25 protein-coding genes are annotated in these 24,348 nt (G+C 37.8%); 15 read left to right on the top strand and 10 right to left on the bottom strand.

Translation table 11 applies throughout. The annotated features are described in order from the left end of the window. Positions 1-116: 116 nt before the first annotated feature. The 3 genes from BFS30_RS01545 to BFS30_RS01535 form a co-directional block, all read right to left on the bottom strand. Positions 117-1,142 carry a FecR family protein gene (locus BFS30_RS01545; RefSeq protein WP_069377662.1) on the bottom strand — a complete coding sequence of 342 codons (1,026 nt, stop codon included), beginning with the start codon at positions 1,140-1,142 and terminating at the stop codon, positions 117-119. A gap of 75 nt (positions 1,143-1,217) precedes the next feature. Further along, complete coding sequence (locus BFS30_RS01540; protein WP_069377661.1) at positions 1,218-1,793, bottom strand: RNA polymerase sigma factor; 576 nt, start codon at positions 1,791-1,793, stop codon at positions 1,218-1,220. A 221-nt stretch (positions 1,794-2,014) separates the two neighbouring features. Beyond that, positions 2,015-2,545, bottom strand: a complete 531-nt coding sequence (locus BFS30_RS01535; RefSeq protein WP_069377660.1) for a protease — start codon at positions 2,543-2,545, stop codon at positions 2,015-2,017. A gap of 217 nt (positions 2,546-2,762) precedes the next feature. On the opposite strand from BFS30_RS01535, the gene BFS30_RS01530 reads away from it, so the two are divergent. Both BFS30_RS01530 and BFS30_RS01525 read left to right on the top strand, forming a co-directional pair. Continuing rightward, the gene (locus tag BFS30_RS01530) at positions 2,763-4,019 is read left to right on the top strand and encodes a putative DNA modification/repair radical SAM protein (RefSeq protein WP_069377659.1); all 1,257 of its coding nucleotides are present in this window, start codon (positions 2,763-2,765) and stop codon (positions 4,017-4,019) included. 14 nt (positions 4,020-4,033) lie between these two features. Further along, positions 4,034-4,798 carry a TIGR03915 family putative DNA repair protein gene (locus BFS30_RS01525; protein WP_069377658.1) on the top strand — a complete coding sequence of 255 codons (765 nt, stop codon included), beginning with the start codon at positions 4,034-4,036 and terminating at the stop codon, positions 4,796-4,798. Between the two features lie 229 nt (positions 4,799-5,027). Here the strand turns inward: BFS30_RS01525 and BFS30_RS01520 are convergent, their stop codons facing one another. Beyond that, positions 5,028-5,309, bottom strand: a complete 282-nt coding sequence (locus tag BFS30_RS01520; RefSeq protein ID WP_237028772.1) for a RidA family protein — start codon at positions 5,307-5,309, stop codon at positions 5,028-5,030. A 352-nt stretch (positions 5,310-5,661) separates the two neighbouring features. Between BFS30_RS01520 and BFS30_RS28185 the strand changes: the two genes are divergently transcribed. Continuing rightward, positions 5,662-5,898: a helix-turn-helix transcriptional regulator gene (locus BFS30_RS28185; protein WP_069377657.1), complete on the top strand. Its 237-nt coding sequence runs from the start codon at positions 5,662-5,664 to the stop codon at positions 5,896-5,898. Positions 5,899-5,964: 66 nt separating this feature from the next. On the opposite strand, the gene BFS30_RS01510 is transcribed toward BFS30_RS28185, so the two are convergent. After that, positions 5,965-6,156 (bottom strand): cold-shock protein, encoded by a 192-nt coding sequence (locus BFS30_RS01510; RefSeq protein WP_048905418.1) that lies wholly within the window; start codon positions 6,154-6,156, stop codon positions 5,965-5,967. 410 nt (positions 6,157-6,566) lie between these two features. Between BFS30_RS01510 and BFS30_RS28180 the strand changes: the two genes are divergently transcribed. After that, positions 6,567-6,731, top strand: a complete 165-nt coding sequence (locus BFS30_RS28180) for a hypothetical protein (protein ID WP_420488418.1) — start codon at positions 6,567-6,569, stop codon at positions 6,729-6,731. 19 nt (positions 6,732-6,750) lie between these two features. Then, complete coding sequence (locus BFS30_RS01505) at positions 6,751-7,617, top strand: DUF808 domain-containing protein (RefSeq protein WP_069377656.1); 867 nt, start codon at positions 6,751-6,753, stop codon at positions 7,615-7,617. A 145-nt stretch (positions 7,618-7,762) separates the two neighbouring features. Here the strand turns inward: BFS30_RS01505 and BFS30_RS01500 are convergent, their stop codons facing one another. From BFS30_RS01500 to BFS30_RS01485, 4 genes are all read right to left on the bottom strand, one after another. Next, positions 7,763-8,149: a hypothetical protein gene (locus BFS30_RS01500; protein ID WP_069377655.1), complete on the bottom strand. Its 387-nt coding sequence runs from the start codon at positions 8,147-8,149 to the stop codon at positions 7,763-7,765. 56 nt (positions 8,150-8,205) lie between these two features. After that, positions 8,206-8,799: a Crp/Fnr family transcriptional regulator gene (locus BFS30_RS01495; RefSeq protein WP_069377654.1), complete on the bottom strand. Its 594-nt coding sequence runs from the start codon at positions 8,797-8,799 to the stop codon at positions 8,206-8,208. 85 nt (positions 8,800-8,884) lie between these two features. Next, positions 8,885-9,676, bottom strand: a complete 792-nt coding sequence (locus BFS30_RS01490) for an SDR family NAD(P)-dependent oxidoreductase (RefSeq protein WP_069377653.1) — start codon at positions 9,674-9,676, stop codon at positions 8,885-8,887. A 51-nt stretch (positions 9,677-9,727) separates the two neighbouring features. Continuing rightward, positions 9,728-10,336 (bottom strand): TetR/AcrR family transcriptional regulator, encoded by a 609-nt coding sequence (locus BFS30_RS01485; RefSeq protein WP_237028693.1) that lies wholly within the window; start codon positions 10,334-10,336, stop codon positions 9,728-9,730. Between the two features lie 70 nt (positions 10,337-10,406). Here BFS30_RS01485 and BFS30_RS01480 point away from each other — a divergent pair, with 70 nt between their 5' ends. From BFS30_RS01480 to BFS30_RS01435, 10 genes are all read left to right on the top strand, one after another. Next, positions 10,407-10,841 (top strand): VOC family protein, encoded by a 435-nt coding sequence (locus tag BFS30_RS01480; protein ID WP_069377652.1) that lies wholly within the window; start codon positions 10,407-10,409, stop codon positions 10,839-10,841. Positions 10,842-10,975: 134 nt separating this feature from the next. Further along, complete coding sequence (locus tag BFS30_RS01475) at positions 10,976-11,437, top strand: YybH family protein (RefSeq protein WP_069382231.1); 462 nt, start codon at positions 10,976-10,978, stop codon at positions 11,435-11,437. Between the two features lie 174 nt (positions 11,438-11,611). After that, the gene (locus tag BFS30_RS01470; protein ID WP_069377651.1) at positions 11,612-11,818 is read left to right on the top strand and encodes a hypothetical protein; all 207 of its coding nucleotides are present in this window, start codon (positions 11,612-11,614) and stop codon (positions 11,816-11,818) included. A gap of 490 nt (positions 11,819-12,308) precedes the next feature. After that, complete coding sequence (locus tag BFS30_RS01465; RefSeq protein ID WP_069377650.1) at positions 12,309-12,506, top strand: helix-turn-helix domain-containing protein; 198 nt, start codon at positions 12,309-12,311, stop codon at positions 12,504-12,506. 169 nt (positions 12,507-12,675) lie between these two features. Continuing rightward, positions 12,676-13,251: an RNA polymerase sigma factor gene (locus tag BFS30_RS01460; protein WP_237028692.1), complete on the top strand. Its 576-nt coding sequence runs from the start codon at positions 12,676-12,678 to the stop codon at positions 13,249-13,251. Positions 13,252-13,374: 123 nt separating this feature from the next. After that, the gene (locus BFS30_RS01455) at positions 13,375-14,496 is read left to right on the top strand and encodes a FecR family protein (RefSeq protein WP_069377649.1); all 1,122 of its coding nucleotides are present in this window, start codon (positions 13,375-13,377) and stop codon (positions 14,494-14,496) included. A 271-nt stretch (positions 14,497-14,767) separates the two neighbouring features. After that, entirely contained in the window at positions 14,768-18,253 is a 3,486-nt protein-coding gene (locus tag BFS30_RS01450; RefSeq protein ID WP_167353114.1) for a SusC/RagA family TonB-linked outer membrane protein, read from the top strand. An 11-nt stretch (positions 18,254-18,264) separates the two neighbouring features. After that, positions 18,265-19,641 (top strand): RagB/SusD family nutrient uptake outer membrane protein, encoded by a 1,377-nt coding sequence (locus tag BFS30_RS01445; protein ID WP_069377648.1) that lies wholly within the window; start codon positions 18,265-18,267, stop codon positions 19,639-19,641. A gap of 60 nt (positions 19,642-19,701) precedes the next feature. After that, positions 19,702-21,069, top strand: a complete 1,368-nt coding sequence (locus BFS30_RS01440; protein WP_069377647.1) for a TlpA family protein disulfide reductase — start codon at positions 19,702-19,704, stop codon at positions 21,067-21,069. A gap of 25 nt (positions 21,070-21,094) precedes the next feature. After that, a complete protein-coding gene (locus tag BFS30_RS01435) occupies positions 21,095-23,896 on the top strand; it encodes a M16 family metallopeptidase (RefSeq protein WP_069377646.1) in 2,802 nt (933 codons plus the stop codon). Positions 23,897-23,958: 62 nt separating this feature from the next. Here BFS30_RS01435 and BFS30_RS27905 read toward each other — a convergent pair whose 3' ends face one another. After that, positions 23,959-24,204 carry a hypothetical protein gene (locus BFS30_RS27905; RefSeq protein WP_167353113.1) on the bottom strand — a complete coding sequence of 82 codons (246 nt, stop codon included), beginning with the start codon at positions 24,202-24,204 and terminating at the stop codon, positions 23,959-23,961. Positions 24,205-24,348 lie beyond the last annotated feature (144 nt).

The following is a 24,348-nucleotide window of genomic DNA, read 5'->3' as shown; positions in this document are numbered from 1 at the left end:
CAGTAGTTTTTACTACTTTTGGATAGTTTATAATAAGATTAAGACACTTGTTTAAGACTGTATTGATACCGGGATTGCTGTCAACAATTCCGGTATTCTTATATGATGGGTACAGATTACATAGGCTTCCTTTCTTTTTCTATAGTAAGTTTGTTTGATTTTAGTTCGTAGTGAAAATGATTGATACGCTGTAAGGCATGCAATACCTCATTCAGTGATTTGTTGAAAAACCGGCCCGTGAACAGCACTGTCGGATCTGCTTTTGTGTGTAAGTGGACTTCAATTCCATACCAGTTCTCCAATCGCTGTTTCAATTCATTAAAGTCGGCGTCTTTCAATACCAGAATATTGTTTTTCCAGACGGCTAATTCTGTGGCATCTAGCTTATGGTACTCGAACTGTTCGTCTTTCGCATGATAGGACAGACCTTGTCCGGGAATAAAAATACCCATTGTCTTTTTGGACTTGCCACTCGCTTTAGTGACCTGCACGCTGCCTGTGTTTACGGATATGGTGAGCCGGCCGGTGGCGCGGTAACTGTTGATATTGAAGGATGTGCCTAAAACCTTCGTATCTATTTGATGCGCTGCGTGAACGATAAAGGGTTTGTGCGCGTTGGGACTAACTTCAAAAAATGCCTCACCCTCTTCCAGAATTACTTCCCGCGTGGCACCCTGAAATTGCTTAGGATATTTAAAAACCGTAGCCGCGTTAAGCTGGATCAATGATCCGTCTGAGAGCTTAAGCATAGCCTTCAAGCCTTTAGGCGTGCGATAGGTTTCGTAGGTGACTTTGTTGTTCGATATCGTCACTGTTTTGTTCGCCTGGTAAGATTGGTACAGCCATGTCAAACCAATGAGCATAGCCAGCATTGCAGCGATACGCAGGTAAGGTTTGATCAGCCTAATCAACGCTCCCTGCTTCAAAGGTGCCTGGTCAGGCATGGCTTGTCTTATTTGTTGAAGAAGTTCGTCCTGCAGTTTCATGCGTTCCTGATCGCTCAGCACCTCTGTACTTTCTTCAGACTTGTTCAACCATTGATCTATAGCATGGATTTCTATGGCAGAAGCGTTGCCAGAAAGATAGCGATCGACCAATATCCCAAATTGTTTGATGTTCATTTCTATACCCTTTATATACATGCGTATGAAATGGGTATTTCGTACTAGTCGAACTGTGTTATGCTTAGGTTAAGCTATTGTTAGCAGTTTAAGTGCTTAGATATTTGAAAAGAGAATAATGATAAATGCTTCTTTAAGGCCTACCCGAAGCTTTTTTAATGCTGTGCTTAGTTGATTCTTAACAGTTTGTTCGGAGAGATTCAGCATGCTCGCTATTTCTTTGATACTTAGGTTTTCGTCTTTGCTAAGTAGGTAAATCTGTTTGAGGCGATCGGGCAATAAGTCAATTTGCTCATCTACAGCAGCAAACAGTTCTTTCTGTTGCAGGGGATCCAGTGAAGCGGTAAAATCAGGCATCACGACATCTATATAATGCCGGATCTTTTCCTCCTTTTTGAGGGATCTGGATATTTTATACAGCAGTTCGTACCGTACACTGCTGTATAAGTATTTTTCCAGGGACTCGGTGATGACAATGGAGGAAGACCTGATCCAGAAATTGATGAAGACGTCTTGCACAACATCCTTCGCATCATCCTCATCTTTTAACTTTTTATGAGCAAAAAGAAACAAGGGTTCCCAATATCGCTTGAAAATTTCCTCAAATGCAGCCGTATGACTGCGTTTGACCTCATCAATTAATTCCGTATCAGATAACGATGCTAAATTCATGTCTTTACTTGGACCAAAGATATATGAAGCATTATTACCAGTATGTTAACTTAAATGGAAATTCTTTAATGCCGAAATTTGTCGTGTCCACAGCCCCTTTTTACAGTCTGTAAAAAGGGGGGTATTTTTAATAAGATGATAGGGATATTTTCATTCTTGTCCCTCTGCCAGGTTTTAACCTGATGCAGAGCGTCGGGTGTTTGTCAGGCATCTTAAGATTTTTACTGTTTGGCGTAAACGAAAGAAATACTGTCTTTAACAATAAGTCCACTCATGTTTTGGCCCACGTAAGTAATAGTGTACTTATCAGGTTTGGTGATGTCATATCCTTTTAAAAGATCAACGGTAACAGAAACACTATCTTTAGAATTTACAGCCATATAACTACCAGCCGGTGGTGGCATCACTCGTTTCGCCATCGCTCCCTTGTAGTTCACTTCTTCACCAGACTCTGATTGTACATCCAGATATTTACTTATAAATGGCTCGAAAGGAGTGTGCCATTTGCAAAAATGTTGTGCAGTATCTGCATCATTGTACACTGTAAATTTCAGTTCCACCAATTCACCAACCTTAACGGTGTCTTTAATTGACATCTTTGCAAATAGACCTTTCTCAGCTAAGCTGTCTACAGCTACAGTAGCCGGAAAATCCGCTGCGTCTGTACTGTTTTGTGTGCCATTCTTGTTCATCCCGCAAGATGAAAGTGCCAGTACGACGGTAGCATATAGTAATGTACTAAAGTTTTTCATGGTACAAAAATATCTTTTTTGCCTGGCTTGATCATTAATTTTTTATGATGTTATAGTAAAAAATTAATCATTTGTTTAAGTTCCAGCCCTTCTTGTTCACATTTTTCCACGCGATCTTGAGGTCGCTGTTGCTTTTATGAATTGGATCTTCTCAATATTCAGAATTAAGCTAAATTAATTAGTATGTATTACTATATTTGTTAGTAAAATATGAAAGATGTCTGAACGGATTAGAGAAAAATTGAATATCCTGGCTGATGCGGCAAAATACGACGTATCCTGCTCTTCAAGTGGAGGAACAAGAAAAAATGACAATAAAGGACTGGGTAATAGCCACGCTTCCGGGATTTGTCATACCTATACAGAAGATGGTCGCTGTGTTTCTCTTTTGAAAATTCTGCTGACCAACCACTGCATATATGATTGTGCCTTCTGTGTTTCAAGAAAAAGTAATGATATTCAACGTGCAGCTTTTACTGTTGAAGAAGTTGTTTCCCTGACCATCAATTTTTATAGACGAAACTTTATTGAAGGACTTTTTTTAAGTTCTGGAATTTTTAAGAATGCTGATTTTACGATGGAACGCTTACTAAAAGTCGTTAAAAAATTGAGACTTGAAGAACGCTTCAATGGTTATATCCATTTGAAGACGATCCCTGGTGCAAGCGAAGAACTCATTAGGCAAGCGGGGCTTTATGCAGACAGAATGAGTATCAATCTGGAGATGCCTACGGAAAGTGGTCTAAAATTACTTGCACCAGAAAAGAATCATGAAGACGTTAAGCGACCGCTCGGATTAATACAAAATCAAATCATACAGTTCAACGACGAAAAAAAAATTATTAAAAATACACCTAAATTTGTGCCTGCGGGCCAAAGTACGCAAATGGTAATCGGGGCGACCCCGGAAACAGATAAAGATATTATGCATACTGCAGATGCATTTTACAAAAAATTCTCTCTGAAAAGAGTTTATTATTCTGGATATATACCTATTAGCTACGACCATCGTCTGCCGCTTATAGGCACTCAGCCCCCACTAATTCGCGAGAATAGATTATATCAGACTGACTGGCTCATGCGCTTTTACGGCTTTCACGTTAATGAACTATTAAATGACGCCAACCCCCACTTGGATATTGATATAGATCCAAAATTGAGCTGGGCACTTAGAAACCTTCAGTTTTTTCCTATTGACATCAATGTGGCCGCCTATAGAATGATCTTGCGCATCCCAGGAATTGGAGTGAGTTCTGCGAAAAAAATTATGCAAGCCAGAAAATTTGGAAAGTTACGTATAGATCAGCTGAAGAAAATAGGAGTTGCCTATAATAGGGCAAAACATTTTATCAAATGTGCAGACACTCCTTATCAAATTAAAGATTATCAGGCTACGCAGATCAAGACATTCATATTAGCGGAATGCCAAGGTAAATATTCTAAAATTGATGTTCAACAATTGATTTTATTTTAATCCTACAATTGCCAATGTTATATGTGATCGATGGAAGTTTAGAGAGCTTGCTTTGTGCAGTCTTTGAATGGTTTGAGAGAAAACCAGGGAAAATAATTCTGCAATTGGAAAAAAATCATCAACCAGATGCTTTCACAGCAGCATTTCATGTACATAATGATATCAAAAAGGCTGATAGAGTATGGGCAGGATTAAAAAAGAAACTAAATACAAGCTGGATGAGAAGGTTCTACTGCACTTTTCTCTCAGAATCAGCTCAAGCCTACAGCAGTCTATTTGAGTTTACTTGTTATATATTTTCAAATCCAGCCGGATCAGAAGATAATTATGGTAATACTTATGTATTGGCTGTAGCGCAAACAGCCAGAAAGGTGGAGAGAGAGAAACATAGGATGGAGGCTTTCATACGATTTCAACATTCTGTAGATGGAATTTTTTACTGTGGCGTAGAACCGGTCTTCAATGTACTCCCTTTAATTATGAATCATTTTAAGAACCGTTATGCAGATCAGGAGTGGATCATTTATGATCTGAAAAGACATTATGGAATGTATTATAACCTGGAAAAAGTAGAAGAAGTAAGTTTTAATCCAGATGAGGAAAAAAATCTAAATAAAAAGACTGGAGAACTGCAGGATGCTAAAGAAAATCTCTACGCCACATTATGGCAAGACTATTTTAAAAGCACTAATATTTCGGCTAGAAAAAATACCAAATTACATGTGCAACATGTCCCAAAAAGATACTGGAAGTATCTTACTGAAAAAATTGGCGCCTAAATTTTCTAGCAAATCGCTCCTCAGGTGATAACCCCAATCAACGCCACACTGATTAAACCTAAATCATATAGGAATTGGTTAGGGCGGTGACCAGTCAGACCCATTACTTAAAAAGCCGCATTCTGTAAAAGAAAAGCGGCTTTTTTCGTTAGATTATTTTACCTTATCACGTATGCGATTTATTAAAGTTATGGGCTGTGATTTCGACTAGATGAAACTGTCCGTTTTGCTATCTTACTACAGTAGCTTCCAGTTCGACCGTCAGAGTTGCAAAAAGGCCTTTAACTTCCAGTAAGGGTGTAGCTTGCTTTATGCCGTGTTTATGCAAAAAATCCTGATATACCTCCATACATGTACTGAAAAAATCTTGCACAGAGGTGGTGTAAACATTCAAACGAACGATGCCCTTACAATCATATCCTGCACTCTTGATAAGTTCTTCCAGGTTATTAATTGTAAGTAGGAGTTGAGTTCTCATGTCAGCTGAACTGGGCTGTCCATTCGCATCTATTGCAACTTGTCCCGAGCAATAAAGTGTACTCTCTACATTTTAACCTCAACTGCCTGAACTGAGTTCGTGTACTCACCCCATTTCCAGGGGGCAAGTGATTTTTTTTCCATTGTTTTTGATTTAAGTATTATTTATTTCTACAAACCTAAACCTCAATTGTGACAACCGTTTGTCACACTAAAAGAGCTAATCATTTTTTTAACACCTATATCGTGTAATTAATTTGAAGTTCAATGATTGTTGTGACATACAGTTGTCACTGGCGCACTTAAATTTGTTAATATTAAAACTACCCGTTACAAGAAATAACGGAGACAATAGATATGGAATATTGAACTTTTAATTATGCAAGATGGAAAACATAAAGAAATTTGGGAGGATAGTTCATATATTTTTTCTGCTTCAATCGAGGTCTGTCTTACCGATAGACGAACTGATAGAGAAATTTCAAGTAACCAAAAGAACGATATATAGGGATCTTAGTATGCTTGAGCGTGTAGGAATTCCTATGGTTTATCGCTCTGGAGCAGGTTATTCAATAGTGGAGGGTTTCAGGCTTCCCCCAGCCAGGTTTACCGACGGTTGTTAATATTGGTGCATAAAAAAAACATCTGCCGCTAGACAGATGTTTTTACCAATTTATGAAGGATTCTAATTAGCTGATCTTAACATTAATTGCATTCAAGCCTTTTTTACCTTGCTCGATGTCGTAGCTTACTGAATCATTCTCACGAATGTTGTCCATTAAACCAGAAGAATGAACAAAGATTTCGCTATCACCATTTGCTGGCACGATAAATCCAAAACCTTTTGTCTCATTGAAAAATTTTACTGTTCCTTGTTGCATTGTATTATATATTAATTATACCCAAAGATAACAATTTTTTTTTTGAAGTTTAAAATAATATTTTGTTTTTATTTAAATTTTGAAATATTATTTTGATTTAAAATATGTGTTTGCAATTATTTATGGTTTTTGCACCACTGAAATCAGCCTCTGGGCTCATTGCGCGCACAATCTTTCAATAATCAACTTCCGTCGTCAAAAAGCAGGTTTTCATCGGTATAATTTTTAATCTGATTCTCGGATCGGACATGACGTTGCGCTTCGGCCTTGTCTCTTTGTTCCATTTTAGGTTTCGTTGATGGAACAGAAAATCCTCATGGATTATAGAGGAGGAGGCTATCTTTTCGTTCAAAGTATTTGAAAGGTGCAAATCGAATGAGATGAAATGGCACATGCGGTAAGGTGACAACTTGAAAACTGTCCGTGATAATATGCCTTTTGGAAGCAGGTCCAAAAATGAAGTGGGTAGTTGCTTTATGGCTTATGCAGGCAAATTCAACACGGTACATAGAAAATATATACAGTATTTTTTTATGGTAATTCAAAACCGTATTTATATTTTGCGGTTCTATTAACAAAAATTAAAATAAATATATGGCTGCAGGTTTTTTTGCGATTTTGGATGATATAGCTGCCTTGATGGATGATGTTTCAGTTGCGGCTAAAATAGCAACGAAAAAAACTGCGGGTATTTTGGGTGATGATTTAGCTGTGAATGCAGAGAAAGCCACTGGTTTTCTGTCTTCACGTGAACTGCCGGTGCTTTGGGCAATTACGAAAGGCTCTTTCATTAATAAAATTATTATCGTTCCTATCGCTTTGTTGTTAAACGCATTCTTTCCAATTGCTATTAAGGTTGCCTTGGTATTAGGAGGGCTTTATCTGGCTTATGAAGGTGTTGAAAAGATTGTCGAGTACTTTTTTCATCGTCCGAAGGAAGGTCATGAGGTGGTTGCGGAGATCAAACAGGAAGATAATGAGGCAGAAAAAATAAAGATTAAATCTGCGGTAACCACCGACTTCATTCTGTCGGTAGAGATCGTGATTATCGCGTTAGGAAGTGTTTTAGAAAAGAGTTTAGCGATTCAGATTTTAACAGTTTCGGTAGTCGCCATATTAGCTACAGTTGGCGTTTACGGCATCGTTGCCGTTATTGTAAGAATGGATGATGCAGGTTACAAATTAATCAAACGCTCCAATGATAAAGGCTTATTGGCAGGCCTGGGACATTTACTGGTTAAATCACTGCCTGTTATTATCAGGATTCTGGCTGTTGTAGGAACGCTTGCTTTGATCCTGGTTTCTGGTGGAATCTTTATCCATAACATTGAATTTTTACACCATTTATTTCCAAAAATGGCTTCAATAGTTAAAGAATTACTGGCTGGACTGGTAGCGGGATTAATCATGGTCGCGATATTAACGGCTGGTAAAAAAGCAATCTCATTTTTTAAAAAATAAAGGATGTTTATTGATGATTTGTGATGCAATTTCATGGGTCACAAAAAACGCCGTTCCTTCATGCAGAAGAACGGCGTTTTTTGTGAATAATCAATTTAGTTCCAAGCCACCTGCTAATTATAAAAATATCCTGCCATCCTGAGCATTATCTTAAATCAATAAGTGGTATGGTGTAAATTGCGATTCCGATAATGAACATGATTGTTACCCCCATATTAACGGGATCCTTAAATGGCAATTGCTTCTGATAAACAAATTGTTCAATTGTTCTGCCGAACCAGAACAATGCGGATCCGATAAGTATAAAACGCCCAATCCCGGTAGTTAAGAGTTCATCCATAAAAAAGAAACACAGTATGGAATGCAAAAAGAAAATATAGATAATTCTAAGATTTAAGATTTGCATGACAGCTTCATTGTTAGGATCGATTTTTTTTAACTCGGTTTTCCAATGTAACTTATTCCAGAACATGCAATGAAACAAGCCGAAGAGCAGGCTGTGTATACCACCAATGATTAATAAGGTTTTCATAAAATTTAATTTATTTCAAAACTCCCGTTAATTAACCTGAATTCATTTGATATAAATCAAATTCTGTTTCTGGGATTTCGAATCCTGCTCAGCGTTTCTAATGTAATGCCCAGAAAGGAGGCGATATGGCCTAAAGACACTCTTTTAGTGATGTCTGGATGAACTGTTAACAGGTTGTTGTATTTCTGCAATGCAGTTTCAAATTGTAAGGAAACCAATCTTCGCTGGAGCCTGATCATGGTTTTCGTCGTGGAGTATCTCGCTAATCTTTCTATATCATGGTGTTGATCACAAAGTTTCAATATGGATTCTTTGGGAATGATCATTATGGCAGATCTTTCTAATGTTTCGAAATAATGGGCGCTGGGTTTGTCAAGAAAGAAGCTGTTTATCTCACAGATGAAATCATGCTCAAAAGCAAACCAGTCACTGATGTCTTTTCCATCCTTGAGGTAATAGGCCCTCAAAGCTCCGGTTATGATAAACATTAAAGCTTTTGAATACTGATTCTCTTTAACAAGTACCGTATTTCTCTCAAACACTTCGATTCTTGCGCATTCCTTTAACGCCGCTCTGCTTTCTGGTTTCAGTTTTAGGTATCTCTTGTTGATCAGATCTAAAGCTTCATCTATACTTACTGTTTTATCCATAATTGTAGTTTCGCCTCTGCCGGTACTGCACAAAGCTAGGTTTAAAATCCTGGTGCTGCTAAGGATAGAAGGAAATAACCTGACATTAAATTGTATTTAAAACACCTCCATCTGCACGGAGTGCTGATCCGTTTGTAGCGATAGACAATGGGCTGGAAAGATATACCACAAGGTTTGCTATTTCGGATGGATCAATGAACCTTTGAAGTAGGGAGGATGGGTTGTAATTGTTCATGACGTAGCTTTTGATTTCTGTGATATCTTGCTGCTGTGCCTGTGCTATTTGAGTGATGGTTTCAGCTACACCGTCAGAATAGGTTGGGCCTCCTAATATGGTATTTACAGTCACTTCTGTGTTTTTAGTGAGTTTTGCCAAGCCATTACTAATAGAAAGCATTGCCGTTTTAGTCATCCCATAATGGATCATATGCTCAGGAATATTGATGCCGGATTCACTGCTTATAAAGATAACTCTGCCCCATTTCTTCTCTAGCATCTTCGGTAATAATAATCTTGACAAACGAATACCACTTAAAACGTTCACTTCGAAAATTTTGCTCCAGTCTTCATCCCCAATCTGAGCAAATGGTTTGAGTTCAAATATGCCTACATTGTTAATGAGAATGTCGGTATCCGGAAGTTTAGCCAGCAGCTGATTTACTTCATCTGCATTAGCAAAGTCTGCCGGAATCCCATAAACATCGGCGTCCGGTATTTCTTCTGTTAGCTTTCGTATAGCGAGGTCAATCTTTTTTTGTGTTCTGCCATTGATGATTACTTTAGCCCCTTCCTTTAATAATTGTTTAGCGATAGCAAATCCAATCCCTTGCGTAGAACCGCTTATAAAAGCTGTTTTTGATTTTAATTGTAAATCCATAGGTGTTCATATTAATTTTGTATTGATTACTACATAAATGATCAAAAAAAATCAGCTGATGATTTCCAGCTGCATTTCAATCTGCTCTTTAAGTATATTATTGTCCGGGTACATTCTTCTTGTAACATTCAAACCGTTCCACAACGTAATTAAGTATCTGCCCAGAATTACAGGATCTGTCTGATTTTTAAGTGTACCCTTCTTCTGCGCTTTTTCAATTTCAGCTGTAAACATCTTTTCTACTTCCATCAAAATGGCTACAGACTCCTTTTCCAACTCTTCATCGACAAAAGTCATTTCTACGACGGTATTGACAATAATGCAGCCCTGGAGGTGAACTAGGGAATCAGATTCTGCAATACTTCGGAAAAAATCTTTGATCAGCTCAATTGGGGATTCATTCTTTTTTAATTCCGCCTTAAATTGATTAAATGCGGCTCTTCTTTGAAGGAGTGCTTTTCGGAATAGTTCTTTTTTTCCTCCTTTGAAAGCATTATAGAAGCTTCCACTGCCTATGTCCATGGCTTTTAACAGGTCTTCTAAAGATGTGGCTGTATATCCTTTTGTCCAGAAAACGCTTTGTGCTTTCAGTAAAATCTGTTGATCATCATATATGGTTGGTCTGCCTCTCATCTCAGGAATCATTTTTGTATTGTTCATTACAAAAATAGGAACTTTATGCAGAAGTTTCAGTCATTATCTGTAGATTTAATATTAAGAACTTATAAAAATGGCAACAACAAACACTTATCTAAACTTTAACGGGAACTGCGAAGAAGCATTTCTTTTTTACAAATCGGTATTTGGAGGAGAATTCACCTTTATCGGAAAATTCAATGAAATGCCACCGCAAAGTGGTAGCACCATGTCTGAAGAAGACGGTAATAAAATTATGCATGTTTCTTTGCCTATAGGGACTTCTGTTTTGATGGGAAGTGACACCGGAGGGGAATGGGCACCAACATTTGTACAGGGCAATAATTTTTCTATCTCTATCGGGGCTGACAGTAAATCAGAAGCCGATCGGTTATTTGACGGTTTATCTGCAGGTGGGCAAGCTACTATGCCAATGAATCAAACCTTTTGGGGAGACTATTTCGGGATGTTTGTTGATAAATTTGGCATCAACTGGATGGTAAGTTTCAACGAGAACAACAAGAAATAAACAATTTCGGCCCTGTCTGACTGTATTCAGCAGGTAGGGCTCTTTTGTTCTGATTTATACAATTTTTTTGATCGATGTGCCCGTAATTTTGAGTCTCATCATCAAAAAAACACATGAAAAATCACCTGTTTTTAATGGCAATACTACTGTTCATTACTTTGAATCTTGTAACTGATAAAACCCTTGCCCAATCTCAAACTGATTTAAGTCTCGACGAAGCTAAGAGAGAAATCGCGTCCAGCAATAATCTTTATTTTCAGGCCTTTGTAAAAGGCGATTCTTCCATTTTTATTAATCGTTATGCAGAAGACTGTCTGATTATGGTGCCAAATGCAAAGGCAATGAAGGGGCATCGGGGAGCATTAGAGTTCTTTAAAATTGCTTACGATCAAATAGGACTCCGGGACGGTGAATTTATAACAACAATGGTGTATGGATTAGGTAACGGTTATGTTGCAGAGGAAGGAATTTGGAAGTCTTATAATAAGGACCATGTGTTGTTCGATCATGGGAAATTTCTCGTACTCTGGAAAAAAACAGATCAGGGCTGGAAAATGTTCCGGGACTCTTTCAGCAGCGATAACAAGCTCAACTGACCGTAAAAGAAAAAGCATGAATAATTACAATTATAAATACTTCAATTATTGAAGTAGGAGGTAATAAAGTATTGAATAAATCTAATTTTTTTGCGTAAAGCAGAAAATTATTAGTACGTTTAATGCATTATAGGGTGGTTTTTAATATTACTGTAAATTTAATTTGTAGAAATTATGAAAAACTTATCTGTTGAGGATTTGAAATTTAGTGCAAAAAAAGTGCTTTCAAGAGCCGAAATGAGAACCGTAAGCGGAGGAGGTTTGCATCCTTGTGCGGATCAATGCAGTTCTGATATGGACTGTATGGGAGGAAACTGTGTCCCTGTCCCTTCCTGTAATGGTAATCCAGTTAAACCTTACGACTTTGTTTGTAAGGCGTAAAATCGATCCATACCCTATATTTAATCAGTCAATCCTGAGAACTTAAAGATTTTTCTGCAAAATAATTGCTTACTGACCTAAAATCTTTGCAACAATTTAGTGTTAGCTACAGCAATTATTTTTGTAGTATAGTTGTCGGAGCATGTTTTTTATGCAGACATGAAAAATGTTTGGTTTCAGTAAGCAGTTAATTGGATTATATTTTAAATAAATACACGCGCTCAAAATGTGTCATCTTACCTCTTTTTTAAGGATATTAACCTTAAATACGATCTCTAACCACACTGAATTTCAGTGTAGTCAATTCCGCTGTAAATTATCTGATTTTGTATTAGGAGGGTTTCCTGTTAATAATCAAAATGTTTTTAATTCTTTCATTATTTAATATAACTGTCATAAATAGATACATTTTTTGCGTAAAATTTTGCTTTTGCTGTATTTATTCAAGTTTGATTTCGTTATATTCTTTGTTACTTATAGATAAAATGCTATGCCAATCGCCGCTAAAATAAGAGTTCAGAGAATGATCAAGGGATACAGCCAGGAATATATGGCGTTTCGCCTTGATATTTCTCAAAATGCCTATTCAAAATTGGAGCGTGGGGAAACTAAACTAACCGTGAGGAGATTCTATGAGATAGCAGAAATTCTGGAAATCTCTATTGATAGTTTACTCCCGGAAAATTAAGATCCTGACCTTGTTTTTCTTTTATACTCCTTATAATAATTGAGTTAACATTAACAATTTGAAAATATTTCTTTAACATTGCCCGGATTTATTGGTAAATTTATATCAACATCCCCGGTGAGCTGTTGTTTTTGTATCAGGCCTCATAAAGTCATAATGAGAAATATCGATGATGAGATTATATAGTAATCTTTCGGATGTGGAGCTGGTAGACTTACTAAAGTCAGGGAACCAGCTCGCGTATACTGAAATCTTTGAACGGTATACCAGAGTGCTGCTGCGGCATGCATTTCGGCTTCTTTCCGATCATGAAGAAGCCCATGATGTGGTGCAGGATGTGTTTCTTCAGCTTTGGCAAAAACGGGAAGACCTATCATTTAAAACCTCACTTTCTGCATATCTCTATGCTTCCGTTAGAAACAAGATTTTTAATTTACTATCTCATCAGAAGGTGATTTTAAGATATGCAGAATCCATTAGCAGTTTTATGGTAGAAGGCTATAACATCATTGAAGATCAGATCAGGGAAAAGGAACTCGCTTTGATCATAGAAAAAGAGGTGGACGCTCTACCTCCAAAAATGCGGGAGGTGTTTCTCTTAAATAAAAAAGACGAGCTAAATTACCGTGAAATATCGGAAAGACTGAATATCAGCAGTGAGACAGCAAAACAACAGGTTTATAAAGCAATGAAAATCCTGAAGCTTAAAATAGACTCCTTCCTGAGTATTTATCCTTTTCTGTAGTATTTATCTTCTTCTGTAGAGATTAGCCCCCTGCATATCGGGAGCATTAGCCTCATTTCATAAGAATTTAATTTTTTTTGATGTCGACATATGACGCTGGCCTTAGTTAGCTGTCTTAGTGTTATGAATGAAGATCAGGTCATAGCTTTAATCAAAAAATACAACGAAGGAGGATTAAGTCAGGAGGAACGCGCAAAACTGGAATCCTGGTACATTACCCAGGCTTTAAACAGCAAAGCAGAAATTGATGAGGAGCGGCAGGAAGAAATCATCGAACTCCTCAGGACGGAGCTTCCCCTAAAATACCATAGGAACTCCGGAAGGCTTTGGCTGCGTATTGCCGCTGCCGCTTCAGTTGTTCTTTGTGTCGGAACTGCCTATTATTTTTATCAGCGGATTCAACCAGAACCTCTTGTCTTACATGCGCAAAGCACTATTTCCCCTGGTGGCAATAAAGCATATCTGACATTGGTAGATGGTCAAAAAATTGCATTGACGAATGCGAAGAATGGTACAGTCGCCATACAACCGGGAGTCAAAATAACGAAAGCGGCAGATGGCGAACTGATATATAACATTTCAGACCATGATGAACGACATAAAGGAATAAATAACTACAACACTATAGAAACCCCTGTCGGCGGGCAATATCAGATCGTATTGCCGGATGGCACCAAAATATGGCTTAACGCCGCATCGTCACTCAAATTCCCCTCAACTTTTGCCAGGTTAGTTAGTAGAAAGGTTGAATTACGCGGCGAAGCCTACTTTGAAGTGGCTAAGAATAAGCAGCAACCATTTATCGTCAAAACGACCGAACAGGATGTCGAAGTCTTAGGAACGCATTTTAACATCAATACCTACAAGGATGAGCAGGTGGTTAAAACCACCTTATTGGAAGGCTCGATAAAAATCCATAATGACCTGGAGTCTAAAATTCTGAAACCAGGAGAGCAGTCCATTTTGAGTCACCGTCGGTTTGCCCTGAAAACTGTTGATGTGGAAGAAGCGATTGCCTGGAAAAAGGGCTACTTCTATTTTTACAATGAAAACATTGAAAGCATCATGCGGAAAATCTCCCGCTGGTATAATGTAGAGGTCCGGTATCAGGGAGAAATTACTGAAGAAGGATTTTACGGAACGATATCACGTACAAAAAACATCAATCAGGTACTGGATGTCTTGGAGAAAACCAAAGGAGTTCATTTTAGAATCGAAGGAAGGAGGATTACAGTTATGAAGTAATGCTACCTAAACTGAAATCCAATAAAAAAGCCATCCCAACGCGAATCAGGATGACTAAGCCTGGATAGATAACATATGAAATATATCATCAACCGCGAAGAGCCGAACCACCTCGAAAATGAAAAGGCGCAACGCATAAACCCAAACTAAACAAATGTACAGTTTTTACAGGAAATGTCTATGGGAGCCGTCGTGCTACCTAGCTAAACTACTGCTGTTTATGACCTCGGCATTTTGCCGGATCAGCGATTCAGATAAAAGGAAATGGATCATGAGAATTAACCTAATCACCATTCTTTTAATTTCAGCAATCATGCAGGTAAGTGCAAGTTCCTTTGCACAGAAAATCACTTTGTCGGAGAAAAACGCCTCATTGATGAAGGTATTCAGAGCGATTCGGGCACAAACGGGTTACGATTTTATGTTTACCGCCACGACACTGAAAGGGACGAAAGAGGTAACGATAAATGTTAAGAATGTAGAATTGAATGAGGTGTTGACAAAAATATTTGAGGGGCAGCCATTGAAATATCTTGTAAAAGATCAGACGATAATTGTATCGGAGAAAGATGAGGTTGGTTTGAATGGGAGCGAAAAGCCCTCGTTAGATATTGTCGTCCGAGGGAGAGTCGTGGATGAGAAGGGGCAGGGGTTGCCCGGGGCAACAGTAAAGTTGAAAGGGAATGAATCTAAAGTTTCGATTGTAACCAGTTCTGAAGGAAGATTCTCTGTGAACGTTCCAGGAGAAAATGCGGTGTTGATCGTTTCTTATGTAGGATATAAAACAAAGGAAGTGAATGTGTCAGGAGCGGATGTGGATTTAGTTATTCGCCTGGAACCAGTCACCGGACAGCTGGAAGAGGTCTCGGTGGTCAGTACTGGTTATCAGACCATTCCTAAAGAAAGGTCAACCGGGTCTTTTGAAAAGATTGATAACGTTTTACTGAATCGCACAAACGGTTCTAATATTCTCACCAGACTGGAAGGGATAATACCCGGTTTGTTGGTAGACAGACGATTAATCCGGGAGGGTAAGCTAAGTGCTGGCAATGTTAGTATCCGTGGATTGAGTACGCTTACTCAGGCTATTGCCGTTCCACTCATAGTTTTAGACAATTTTCCATATGAAGGAGATGTCAATAATATTAATCCTAATGATATAGAGAGTGTTACTATTCTGAAAGATGCTGCAGCTGCCTCTATCTGGGGCGCACGCGCAGGCAATGGGGTAATTGTGATTACTACAAAAAAGGGAATGTATGATAAACCTTTACAGATTTCCTTTAATACAAATTTAACAGTAACAGAAAAGCCGGATCTGTTTGCTGTTCGACAAATGAGCAGCTCTGATTATATTGATGTGGAAACTACACTTTATAATGCCGGATTTTATGATGGGAGAATCAACAATACCAGGTCTTATCCCTACCTCTCTCCAGTGGTGGAATTACTTGCTCAGACAAGACCTGGAGGTACACTTACATTGGCTGAGGCCAATGCCAAGATTGATGTATTGCGGACTTACGATGTACGGAATGACTATTTAAAATATGTGTACCGAGATGCTATGGCCCAGCAGTATGCTTTAAGCCTGAATGGTGGTGGAAGACAATTCAGCTATAGCATTTCTGGAGGATATGATAAGAACAATGCCAGTATAAAAACGAGCAACGATTATAGAGCTACCCTGCGGTCAGATTTTTCTTATAGCCCGGTGCAAAATCTTGAGATCACTGCCGGAACTTTTTACATCCAAAAAGTGAATCGTTCTGCAGGGGCATTTAGTCGTTTGGACTATAACAAAAGCATTCTTCCTTATACCCGACTGGCAGATGATGAAGGCAATCCACTTATAGTAGGTAGAGACAGGAGAGTGAAATTTTTGAATGAAATAGCAAATCCAAATTACATTGACTGGAGATGGCGACCACTTGCCGAAATGAATGCCAGTTCAAATACTCAAAAAACATATGATTTGCTCCTAAATCTGACTGCAAAATATAAGTTTTCTCAGATAATTAGTGCAGAGATCATGTATCAATATGGTAGAACCTTAACAGATCTTAAAAATCTGCAAACCCAAGAATCTTATTACACAAGGAACCAGATCAATCTTTTGACTCAGTTCAATGGCTCAGAAGTAATCAGGAATCTTCCTTTGGGATCTATATTGGGAATGACAACAGGAAATAACAATTTGTCTAATCTGCGTGGACAGCTTAATATCAATAAAAACTGGAATGATAAGCATCAATTGAATGCCATTGCCGGTGTAGAACAGCGTGAAAATCACACTAGTTCAAATAGCCGCAATGTCTACGGTTATAATGATCAACTTTTGACTTACGCTGATGTAGATAATAAAACCCAATTTATTTCATTTTCTAATTTTGTAAGTATGCCGAGTGGAATCAATTTTACAGATGTGACTTCTCGCTTTACTTCTTTCTATGCGAATGCTTCCTACACCTATAACAATCGTTATACCTTTTCTGCAAGTGGGCGCAAGGATGCGGCTAATCTTTTCGGCGTAAATACAAATTTAAGAGGGGCTCCATTTTACTCAGGTGGGCTGAGCTGGGATATTTCAAGAGAACCTTTTTATCAGTTTTTGAGCTTACCCTATTTAAAATTGAGGACAACATATGGCTACCAGGGCAATACAAATCCTAGTTTATCTGCTTATAGTACCATTCGATATGGTTCAACAAATGATCCAGATACTGGATTGCCTTATGCTGATCTGATTAATCCTGCGAATGAAGAGCTTCGTTGGGAACGAGTGGGGATGTTGAATTTTGGCATTGATTTCCGACTAAAAAATAACATTCTCTCTGGTAGTATTGAATACTACACCAAAAATGTGAAAGATGCATTGTTCACTGCTCCATTAGACTATACCACCGGGTTTAGATTTACTACTTACAACAGCACAGGACTAAAGGCAAAAGGGCTAGATCTGTCGTTCCATTCAACTAATCTTTCAAAAACTAGCCTGTTTAAATGGAATACAGACCTAATTCTTAGTTATAACGTTAATAAAGTCACCGAGTTGAAGCCCGTACCAAGTCAGGCTTCAAGTTTTATCGAAGTAACCCCGGTAATTAATATTTTTCAAATGGTAGGCAGACCTGTTGCCGCCATATATTCATATCAATGGGCTGGTTTAGATCCGCAGACAGGTGATCCCCAGGGATTACTTAATGGTCAGATTAGCAAGGATTATGATGCACTAATAAATACAACTCCTGATCAGCTAAAATATAACGGCCCAGCTACTCCGGTTTATGCCGGTGCTTTTCGAAACACTGTTTCATTTAAAAACTTCAGCCTTTCTGCAAATATTACTGCTAAATTTGGTCATTTTTTCAGGAGACAAGCACTTGATTATACCGCATTAATAAACACCGCGGGAGGAATTGGTCACCCAGATTACAGTAAACGGTGGCAGAAGCCAGGTGATGAATTTACAACGAATGTACCGTCGTTTATTTATCCTAATGATTTTTCGAGAGATCAATTTTATGCTGGATCTGCTGCTTTAGTAGAAAAAGCAGATCATATCCGCCTGCAGGATATTATTTTCAGCTATACATTGAACAAACCTAGTTGGCCGGTTAAAAACATACGATTTTTTACAAACATCAGTAACCTGGGAATCCTTTGGAGGGCAAACAAATTAGGTATTGATCCTGAATTTAATCTCGATTATCCAGCTCCTCGTACCATCGCATTCGGTTTAAACGCTAATTTATAATATCTAAAGTCATGAAATCTATTTATCGAATATTTATAGTGATGATCTTGTTTAGCTTAAACTCATGTCAGAAATATCTTGACCTGAAACCAGATAAAAAACAAGTAATTCCTGCTAGTCTTAGGGATTGTCAATCGTTGTTAAATAATGTTACTTTGTTAAGTAATACTTATCCGCTAGGTATTGAGGTGTCTTCTGATGACTATATTTTAACATTTCCAGTCTGGAACTCCATCAACCAGAATGATAAAGAAGCATATGTCTGGCAAACGGACGCCAATATAAATGTCAGTAATTGGTTTAGCCCTTATAGTACCATTCTTGTTACGAATCAAATTCTTGAAACATTAGGTGAAATTACGCCAACACAGAGTGAACAACTACAATGGAATAAATTAAAGGGGGCTGCATTGCTTTTGAGGGCTTTGAATTTTTACTGCCTGGCACAGATATTTGCAAAGCCTTATGATCCGGCCACCTCGGGACAGGATTTAGGGATTCCGTTAAAGTTAACGTCCAGCATCAGTGAAGAATCAAACCGTGGTACGGTTCAGCAAACTTATTCAAGGATTGTTCAGGACCTGACTGAAGCGGTGGCGCTTTTGCCAGAAGGACAGCCTATAGACCGTGTAACAAGGTCAATTGCCATGCCTGTAAAGGCTGCAGGGTTTGCAGCATTGGCAAGGATATATTTAACGATGGGAGATTATCCAAACGCCTTTAAAAATGCAGATGCAAGTTTAAAGCAGTATAACGTATTGATGGAATTCAAAAATCTGGATTTCACACTTGATAATCCGATTTCACCCTACAATCAGGAAGTGATTTATAATCTTATTGGTTCAGGAAATGTACCCATTTTTAGTGGGGGAGTTCCTGAAACATTATATAAGTCGTATGCCGAAGGAGATTTAAGGCGGGATATCTTTTATAAAAATAACGGAGATGGAACTTATAATTTTAAAGGTGCTTATTATACAGGTTCTATCTTTAATGGTCTGGCAACAGATGAGTTGTACTTGATCAGAGCTGAATGTTCGGCAAGAGCAGGGAATATAGCAGACGCAATGAAGGATGTTAATGACTTGTTAAGAACCCGCTGGGCTGTTAATTCAGTAACAGGTAAAACAATGTATGTAGACCAGATTGCTGCTAATGCATCCGTAGCACTGGATATTGTAATTGCGGAGCGTAGGAAAGAACTTCCTTATCGTGGTCTTAGGTGGACAGACCTGCGCAGACTTAATAAGGAAGGCCATTTTGCAGTTACACTTACGCGCACATTAAACTCGCAAATTTATACACTTCCTCCTAAGGATCCACGTTATACTTTATTAATTCCCCGCGAGGTATTGGAGCGGGTAAATCTTCCACAGAATCCCCGCTAAAATAAATTATCATAACAGGCGTAACCTTATTAAGCTGCGCCTGTTTAAAAAATATTGACTATGAAAATCACATCATTTATCTTGTTATTGCTAATCGTACTGAGTTTAAGTGTTACAGCCCAAAAAAATAGACCTGTTGGTTTTCATAAATCACTACCGTCTAAACGAGAGAAAATTGATCATCTGAAAATAGGAGATAAAGTCCCTAATGTTTTGATTTCTAAGATTCTAAATGATAAAAGTGCTAGTGCCAGAATGTTTGATTTTGCAGACCAGCTGCTCATCCTTGATTTTTGGGCCACTACCTGCAGTTCCTGCGTTGAAGCACTGCCCCATATAATGGAATTGCAACAGGAATTTGGTAACAGAATCAAAATGCTTCCGGTGACGCATGAAACTATGGATATAATCAGTAAGTTTTTAGTTAAAAATCGCTATTTACGAAATACAAAGGTTATAACTGTTATAGAGGATAAGATTCTATCTGCCTTATTTAAACATAATGCACAGCCCCACGAAGTATGGATTTATAAAGGGAAAGTAATAGCTATAACTGAAAAAGATTATGTAACTAGAAAAAATATCCAATTGATATTGGATGGTAAAAAGAACGATTGGCCACTGAAGGATGACTTTTTACCTTGGGTCGACGTAAAAAAGCCACTGATGCGCCCTAACGCTAAGCAGTTTCTGGGGAATCCTGATTTAAAAAGATATGCAGCCATATTTGGCTATCGGGTAGGTCCACCTTTTAGTACAAACGGTAGTTCTTATGACTCGGTGAATCGTCTTTTGAGGACTTACGTGGTTAATCTTCCCATTTATAATATTTACCTAGTAAATTGGAATAAGATCAGAGCAGCTACAGGGAAATCTCCTTTATTTCCGGTACCTACGAATATAGTGTTTGAAGTAAAAGATCTTTCCAGGTTTATAAAAACGGATGGTAATGCTACCAATTTTGATATAGCAAGAAAGACCTGGATCTGTTATGAATCTGTCACTGCTGATACCGGAAGAACTGTTGAGCAGCGTAGTCGTGACATTATTAATGACCTGGATTATTTACTTGGCCTGTATGGCAGGTTTGAACATAGGAAAATTAAATGTTTGGCATTGATTCGCTCAGATTCAACTGAGAAATTCAGATCAATTGCCGAAGAGCGTGATAACCACCTTGATGGTTCTGTTAAAACATTTCGTAAAGACACATTTGACAATCTTGTATGGGAAATTAATCAACATTATGGCAACCCGCCATTTTTTAACGAAACGGGGTATACGGGAGAAGTAGATTTAGATTTAAAATTTGATTCCTGGAAGAACATTCCTGCCTTACGTGCCTCATTGCAAGCCTACGGACTTGACTTAAGAGAAGAAGAAAGAGAACTGGAAGTATTTGTCTTGACGGAAAAGAATAACAAATAATATTAAAAGAATTAATAGTCCACAAATGAATAAGAAAACCAGTTACATCAATTTAATCATTTTATTTACTCTTGTAAGTACCTATTATACCGCAATAGCCCAGTCTATTCCTTTGGAGCCTAGACTCCGTACTGGAAAATTAAGTAATGGATTAACCTATTACCTACTGCATAATGATAAGCCAAAAGGACGCGCAGACTTTTATCTTGTACAAAAAGTTGGATCAGTATTGGAAGAAGAAAACCAACGTGGATTAGCTCATTTCTTGGAGCACATGGCCTTTAATGGTACAAAACACTTTCCCGGGAAAACACTGATCAGCGAATTGGAGAAAAAAGGAATCAGGTTTGGCAGTAATATCAATGCAAGCACGGGATATGATGAGACTATATATCGTTTAACCGACATTCCGATAAATACCCAAGGTATTGTAGACACTGCTCTCCTGGTATTGTATGACTGGTCAGGGTTTATTGACAATAATGATAAGGATATTGATGAAGAAAGAGGAATTGTCAGGGAAGAATGGAGAACTCGGTCTACAGGAAGTATAAGAGTGTTGGAAAATGGAATTTTTCCTATAATTTATGCCATCTCGCCCTATGCTAACCGCATTCCTATTGGGACAATGGAGGTAGTGAATAATTTTAAGGTACAGCAGCTGAAGGAATATTACTATAAATGGTACAGGCCAGACTTACAGGCTGTTATTGTTGTCGGGGATATTGATGTTCAGCAGATAGAAATAAAGCTTAAAAAGCTGTTTAACACTATCCCTAAGCATAAAAATCCTTCAATACGTCCTGAATTCAATATACCTGACAATAAAACTCCCATTGTAGCTATTGCCACAGATCCGGAATTGGCTGACATTAACATAAATGTTTATTGGAAGCTGCAGAATGATCCAATAGGCCATAAATCAACACCGGATTATTATAAAATAAAAATGATAAATAAAGGAATTGGAAATATATTGATGAACCGCTTTTCACAGCTTAGTAGCGAAGCGAAATCAACTTATATGGGTGTAAATGCTATTGTTGATGATTTTTTTGTAGCATCAGGAAGACAGGCGCTGTCCGTCAGTGGTATGCCCCGGAATAAAGATAGTACGGCTGTTGCACTTAAGGGGTTGTTGACTGAAGTTGAAAGGGTCAAACGTTTTGGATTTACAGAACAAGAATTGAAAATTTATAAAGACAATACATTACGTTTGCTTGAAGGGGAATATAATGGGCGAAGTAAAAGAGAGAATTTTGAGTATGTACTCAAATGCATAGCTAATTTTACCAAGAATGAGCCTTTTGCCAATGCTGACTGGGAATACCAACAGGGCAAGGAACTTATTGCATCTTTGAAATTGCAGGAACTAAACACAATGGTTCAAAGTTTATTGGGTGATACTAATATGGTGATTACGATCACTGGACCTCAGCAACAAAAGGTACTTCCTGATAAGCAGGGCGTACTTACAATATGGGAGACCATAAAACACCTGGAATTGCAGCCCTATGTCGCAAAAAGTATAAGAAAAATTGACCCATTGCCTTCAATAGAAGTGAAAGGCGGAAAAGTAGTTAAAACAGAACAAGAACCTTTTGGATTTGTCCAATGGACATTATCTAATGGAGCAAAAGTACAGTTTAAAAAAACTGATGAAAAAGATGGGGACCTTTATATCTGGGGATATAGCCCTGGAGGCTTGTCTGTATTAAATACATCAGATTTACCTTCTGGATTGGCTATGAATTCCATTATTAACCTGGGAGGATTGACTGATCCCGAGAGGAAGGCCTCGCTAACTTTCAAAGTAGATAGTTATAACGAAACGCTTGGAGGAAAGACCAGTAACTTGAAAAATCCGGAAGTTTTTTTCAAGTTGTTGTATTTGAAAATGACTCGTATTGAAGAGCAAACTGAGGTCTTTGAAAAATATATAGAGTCAAAAAGGAATGAACTGTCCAAGCTTTTATCAAATCCTAAGACTATTTATATGGATACTTTAAATTCCATTATGAATGATCATCATCCACGTGCACTTATTTCACTGAATGAAGTTAAAACACTTGATAAAGTGGATTATGATAAGATCATTAGGATTTATAAAGAACGCTTTGGCAATGCGGCTGATTTTACATTTTTTATAACAGGAAATGTGAAAATAGATAGTATTAAATTGATGGTAGAAAAGTATATAGGATCGCTTCCAACATTGAACATACAAGAGAAGATGATTGATCACTATGCTTCCCCCCCTAAAAGAAACTTTAAAAAACATTTTAAAACCCTGATGAAAATACCGCAATCTACAGTTACTATAGGTTATACTGGTAAAATGGTCATGAACGTGGAAAACCAGATGATGATGGAATACTTACGTGGGGTGTTGAAGCTTGTTTATACTGAAAAGATGAGAGAAAAGGAAGGAAGCACATATGGAGTGGGTGTATACGCAGATATCTATAATTTTCCTGTAGGTAATTTCATTTTTCAAATTGTTTTTGATACTGACCCATCAAAGAAAGAAAAGTTGCTGCAGATTGTATATGATGAAATTCATGAAATCATAACGCATGGGCCAGCCATAGAAAACTTAACAAAAGTAAAACAGAATTTATTAGAAATTTATAAACAGGATTCCTCTCAGCAAAAAAATGCTTATTATTGGATTGATAAGGCCTGGATGTTAAATGTCTATGGATTAGATGGTGGGTTAGACTATGAAAAAATGGTATTATCTGTTACTCCTAAAAATGTACAGAAATTTGCCAAACACATTTTTAATCCGGAAAATGCTATTGAGATAATTATGGATCCAGAATAATATAAGATCATTATAACAGGACTAACCATTTTTGGTTAGTCCTGTTCGACTTTGTCCCTGTTTTAAGGATTTGGTCGTAACCTTACGTTGGCAGATTCTGTTAACGATGAGATTGCTGTATTAATCTCTGTGCCCAAAGACCCAGTGATAGTTGGTCTTTCCACATCATTAATAAATTGAATTTCTGCAAAAATTGCACAAAGGCGTTGTTTTGGAGAGGGACAAGTAGGAGCTCCGCTAACAATTGCATAACTAGTAGGACTTGTAACTGATCCGCTGCCACTATAAACAAACCATGAAGTTGCCATAATATATAAAATTTAAATTCTTTGCTTACTCTTTTAAAGGTTTTCAGCTTTCCCTTTGCCTACTCATATTAAGGTTTTCGGCATTTCCCTTGCTTTCAGTCTTGCAAAACTTACAGCAATTGTTTAAACAATATTTTAATTCCT

The sequence above is a fragment of the Pedobacter steynii genome (genome assembly GCF_001721645.1).
GTDB lineage: Bacteria > Bacteroidota > Bacteroidia > Sphingobacteriales > Sphingobacteriaceae > Pedobacter > Pedobacter steynii_A.
Note: the sequence above shows the minus strand (reverse complement) of the source record. Positions and strands in the feature narration are given on the sequence as shown.

What these genes read in the sequence shown, in the direction of transcription:
- BFS30_RS01470 (WP_069377651.1), top strand. Translation starts at nt 11,612, where the DNA reads ATGAAAAACTTATCTGTTGAGGATTTGAAATTTAGTGCAAAAAAAGTG.
- BFS30_RS01480 (WP_069377652.1), top strand. Translation starts at nt 10,407, where the DNA reads ATGGCAACAACAAACACTTATCTAAACTTTAACGGGAACTGCGAAGAA.
- BFS30_RS01445 (WP_069377648.1), top strand. Translation starts at nt 18,265, where the DNA reads ATGAAATCTATTTATCGAATATTTATAGTGATGATCTTGTTTAGCTTA.
- BFS30_RS27905 (WP_167353113.1), bottom strand. Translation starts at nt 24,204, where the DNA reads ATGGCAACTTCATGGTTTGTTTATAGTGGCAGCGGATCAGTTACAAGT.
- BFS30_RS01535 (WP_069377660.1), bottom strand. Translation starts at nt 2,545, where the DNA reads ATGAAAAACTTTAGTACATTACTATATGCTACCGTCGTACTGGCACTT.
- BFS30_RS01450 (WP_167353114.1), top strand. Translation starts at nt 14,768, where the DNA reads ATGAGAATTAACCTAATCACCATTCTTTTAATTTCAGCAATCATGCAG.
- BFS30_RS01500 (WP_069377655.1), bottom strand. Translation starts at nt 8,149, where the DNA reads ATGAAAACCTTATTAATCATTGGTGGTATACACAGCCTGCTCTTCGGC.
- BFS30_RS01440 (WP_069377647.1), top strand. Translation starts at nt 19,702, where the DNA reads ATGAAAATCACATCATTTATCTTGTTATTGCTAATCGTACTGAGTTTA.
- BFS30_RS01545 (WP_069377662.1), bottom strand. Translation starts at nt 1,142, where the DNA reads ATGTATATAAAGGGTATAGAAATGAACATCAAACAATTTGGGATATTG.
- BFS30_RS01465 (WP_069377650.1), top strand. Translation starts at nt 12,309, where the DNA reads ATGCCAATCGCCGCTAAAATAAGAGTTCAGAGAATGATCAAGGGATAC.
- BFS30_RS01455 (WP_069377649.1), top strand. Translation starts at nt 13,375, where the DNA reads ATGAATGAAGATCAGGTCATAGCTTTAATCAAAAAATACAACGAAGGA.
- BFS30_RS01485 (WP_237028693.1), bottom strand. Translation starts at nt 10,336, where the DNA reads ATGAACAATACAAAAATGATTCCTGAGATGAGAGGCAGACCAACCATA.
- BFS30_RS01510 (WP_048905418.1), bottom strand. Translation starts at nt 6,156, where the DNA reads ATGCAACAAGGAACAGTAAAATTTTTCAATGAGACAAAAGGTTTTGGA.
- BFS30_RS01490 (WP_069377653.1), bottom strand. Translation starts at nt 9,676, where the DNA reads ATGGATTTACAATTAAAATCAAAAACAGCTTTTATAAGCGGTTCTACG.
- BFS30_RS01540 (WP_069377661.1), bottom strand. Translation starts at nt 1,793, where the DNA reads ATGAATTTAGCATCGTTATCTGATACGGAATTAATTGATGAGGTCAAA.
- BFS30_RS01435 (WP_069377646.1), top strand. Translation starts at nt 21,095, where the DNA reads ATGAATAAGAAAACCAGTTACATCAATTTAATCATTTTATTTACTCTT.
- BFS30_RS01525 (WP_069377658.1), top strand. Translation starts at nt 4,034, where the DNA reads ATGTTATATGTGATCGATGGAAGTTTAGAGAGCTTGCTTTGTGCAGTC.
- BFS30_RS01530 (WP_069377659.1), top strand. Translation starts at nt 2,763, where the DNA reads ATGTCTGAACGGATTAGAGAAAAATTGAATATCCTGGCTGATGCGGCA.
- BFS30_RS01460 (WP_237028692.1), top strand. Translation starts at nt 12,676, where the DNA reads ATGATGAGATTATATAGTAATCTTTCGGATGTGGAGCTGGTAGACTTA.
- BFS30_RS01505 (WP_069377656.1), top strand. Translation starts at nt 6,751, where the DNA reads ATGGCTGCAGGTTTTTTTGCGATTTTGGATGATATAGCTGCCTTGATG.
- BFS30_RS01495 (WP_069377654.1), bottom strand. Translation starts at nt 8,799, where the DNA reads ATGGATAAAACAGTAAGTATAGATGAAGCTTTAGATCTGATCAACAAG.
- BFS30_RS01475 (WP_069382231.1), top strand. Translation starts at nt 10,976, where the DNA reads ATGGCAATACTACTGTTCATTACTTTGAATCTTGTAACTGATAAAACC.
- BFS30_RS28185 (WP_069377657.1), top strand. Translation starts at nt 5,662, where the DNA reads ATGGAAAACATAAAGAAATTTGGGAGGATAGTTCATATATTTTTTCTG.